Raw genomic sequence first — 2,805 nt, 5'->3', positions numbered from 1 at the left:
AAACACTTCGTATAATGTATAATATGTCAATTAAATCAATAACTTAGGCGAATATATGATTAAAAAGATAACATCGATTATGGGGGATAATCAAGTGGAATGCCCTAAATGTTACTCATATTTTCATCGTCAGCATTTGCCTTTTCACATGTCTAAATGTGAAGGCTAACTAATTTTTGGGGTGTATCTAATGATCTTCTATTTAGTTTGTTACTTCTTGGTAGTAGGGATATTGGCTCACCCAGTGGGTTTTTATTTCTACTATAAAAACCGCAAGTAAAGGATTCAATTATGTTGGCTTGTTTGATCTATGGTTCTGACCAGACAACATGTATTGGGTATCTGGACATGGCACTAGTTACCGCTTTATTCGTTGCATTCGCATTGTTATATGGTCTCTGGTACGTGTTCAGAATCATTCTAAGAGCAATGGGGTTTTAACCCTTGGAGAGCGTTATGGAAAATCAAGTTGTTGTAAAAGAAAAACGCGGTGTTTTAACACTGTCTAATGTTCAACGTTTTGGGGTAGGTGCTGCTGTTGGGGCTGCTCTAATTTCAAATGCTAATGCTGCGGGTACAGTTGTTGATGTGACTGCACCAGTATCAACATTGACTACTGACGGCTCAGCCGCGCTTATTGCCATCGGTACGGCAATGCTAGGTTTAGCTGCAATCGCTGTTTTATTTAAATGGGTTAAAGCTGGTTTCTTTAGCTAATAGCTCAGGGGGTAGAAATACCCCCATCTTATAAGAATTAAATATTTAGAAAGTTGGGGGATTTTATGAAGTTTTTTAAATATTTAATTTTCATAATAATTACTATTTGTTCTCTATAGGCCTAATAAGGAGGTTTTTAACTGGTATGAATCCACTGTCTTAGATACACATAAATTTAAGATTCCGACCAAACTTATTAAGGGTGTTGCTATGGTCGGGGCTATTTTTGGCCTTTGTTTTTGGTTTGGTTATCCAGTAGTTAGCAAATATTATCATGCTGCTAAAAAAGACTCGGTTCCTACAAAAACTCAGTCTGATTTACCACAACCTAATCCAGATCCTTCCAGTATGACTCTTGCTGAAAAAGCTCAAAGAGATGCTTATTTGGCTGGTCTTACTCCAGAACAATATGCTGACTTGATGCATCCAGAGAAACGAAATGCTGAATTACAGGCTAAAAATGATGTCCGAATGGATACTATAGCTATTAAGTACAATCCTAATCGTCCATACGATGTTGATACTTCACAAATTCAGTATGAAGTCACGGCCAAGCCTGTTTTTTCGGGCTGTATGAAGAAACACGGCAAATATGTTGCCTATACACAGCAAGGTACGGTTTTGCATGATGTAAGCCAATCTGATTGTCGTAAGCTTATGGAAGATGGTGATAGACCATTCAATTATTTTCAGAAACAACAAGAACAACTTGTTAGACAGGATTCTTCACAATCAGTTCAGCAAACTAATGCTGACTTTGCTGCTAAGCGTAGAGAAGTTGAATTGATAGCAAAATACGAAGCAGCTAAATTACAGGGGTTAATTTAATGATGTCATTGTCAGATGTTACTGTATTAAATACATTCGTTTTTAATATTTTTGTGGCTGGAGCAATTCTAGGTTTTATCACTTCTGGCTTCTTTTCAAATGTATTAAATGTATTGTCTTATCGCTTTGAGCGACCAAAAAGAATTAGGACTGAAACGGGCTATTTATATTTATTTAAGGGTAAATATTATCCGATAGAACAACGTAATAAGCTTATTGAAGAAAGTCGAAAAAGATATAAACATCTTTCTCCTTGATTACAAAGCCTTCTATTTGATTAAAAATCTTCCTTATATTTTATGAATACTCTTGCGTTACCGTGTAACTTTTAGTATTGTTGCTTAATCACCACTAGTTACACGGTAACGCTATGAAAGATCAACATGATAACAAGACAATTGATGCGTTTAAGTCTCAACCTAAGTCTGTTTCAGAGCGTCAAAGGGCTTATAGGGATAAAGATTCACTTCGTAGATTAGATATGCAAATAGATTCTGTTATTTTTTCAGAGTTATCTGTCTTAGTGTCACACGGTAACGAAACTAAGAAGCAGTTGATCGAGCGTCTTATACATGAGCAATTTCTTTCACTTGTGAACTCTGATAATTTTGATGTAAACAAGGTCTGAATTTCTTCTCTTTGATTACAAAAACCGTCTATTTGATGTAACGTAGCTGTATAGAGAAGTGTCTTCAGGGGAATTGAGACACATCGAGTAAACAATTAAATCTTGTACAATTTTTGAGTGTCTCAAGGCGTAGTCTAGACACTTCGGCAGGGGGATATATGGTTCTAGATTTTTCAGATTTGGCAATATCGGTTTCAGAGTTACCACCGACAACATGGGTTGATGTTTTGTTAACTGTTTTACTTGCTATCTCTATTATTGTTCCAGTGTTTTTATCTCTTATTCGTGAACTTCGATATCAAAAACATGATGATCAATACATCCCTTGATTGGCATTTTATTACATCTCGAGTCAAGCCGGTGAGCTCGCCCTGGTATCAAAAAAATGAATAAAATCAATAATTGTGATTTTTGAAGGATTGGCAAAATATGACATTTACTTTAGAAGAGTTAGAAGATATTTGGATTACTTATTATTCTCATGGTGGGGTAAATAATTCAAAAGTTTTGGCTAAAATTAGAGTCGAATATACTTTTTGCCCTCTCTGTGATCATCTAATTCCTAACTCAGAATATCAGCAACATTTTGATGATCATGATTAGCATCTGAAAGTTCGCATAATGTGATGTCC

At 35.6% G+C, this 2,805-nt stretch carries 5 protein-coding genes and 1 pseudogene; all 6 read left to right on the top strand.

Annotated features, from left to right (window positions below; all coding sequences use genetic code 11):
* Positions 1–456: 456 nt before the first annotated feature.
* The 6 genes and pseudogenes from AC056_RS18860 (at position 457) to AC056_RS19630 (ending at position 2,776) form a co-directional block, all read left to right on the top strand.
* Positions 457–717: a major capsid protein gene (locus tag AC056_RS18860; RefSeq protein WP_077164455.1), complete on the top strand. Its 261-nt coding sequence runs from the start codon at positions 457–459 to the stop codon at positions 715–717.
* A gap of 111 nt (positions 718–828) precedes the next feature.
* Positions 829–1,545, top strand: a pseudogene (locus tag AC056_RS18855) (Zonular occludens toxin); the annotation flags it as partial.
* Positions 1,545–1,802 (top strand): hypothetical protein, encoded by a 258-nt coding sequence (locus tag AC056_RS18850; RefSeq protein ID WP_077164454.1) that lies wholly within the window; start codon positions 1,545–1,547, stop codon positions 1,800–1,802. The pseudogene AC056_RS18855 and the gene AC056_RS18850, both read left to right, overlap by 1 nt.
* Positions 1,803–1,915: 113 nt before the next feature.
* Entirely contained in the window at positions 1,916–2,173 is a 258-nt protein-coding gene (locus AC056_RS18845) for a hypothetical protein (protein ID WP_077164453.1), read from the top strand.
* Positions 2,174–2,331: 158 nt separating this feature from the next.
* Positions 2,332–2,502: a hypothetical protein gene (locus AC056_RS19635; protein ID WP_167370376.1), complete on the top strand. Its 171-nt coding sequence runs from the start codon at positions 2,332–2,334 to the stop codon at positions 2,500–2,502.
* A 100-nt stretch (positions 2,503–2,602) separates the two neighbouring features.
* Positions 2,603–2,776, top strand: a complete 174-nt coding sequence (locus AC056_RS19630; RefSeq protein WP_167370375.1) for a hypothetical protein — start codon at positions 2,603–2,605, stop codon at positions 2,774–2,776.
* Positions 2,777–2,805: the final 29 nt, after the last annotated feature.

It is taken from the genome of Acinetobacter genomosp. 33YU, assembly GCF_001990725.1.
GTDB classification, from domain to species: domain Bacteria; phylum Pseudomonadota; class Gammaproteobacteria; order Pseudomonadales; family Moraxellaceae; genus Acinetobacter; species Acinetobacter seifertii.
This window is presented reverse-complemented; position numbering and strand designations above follow the sequence as displayed.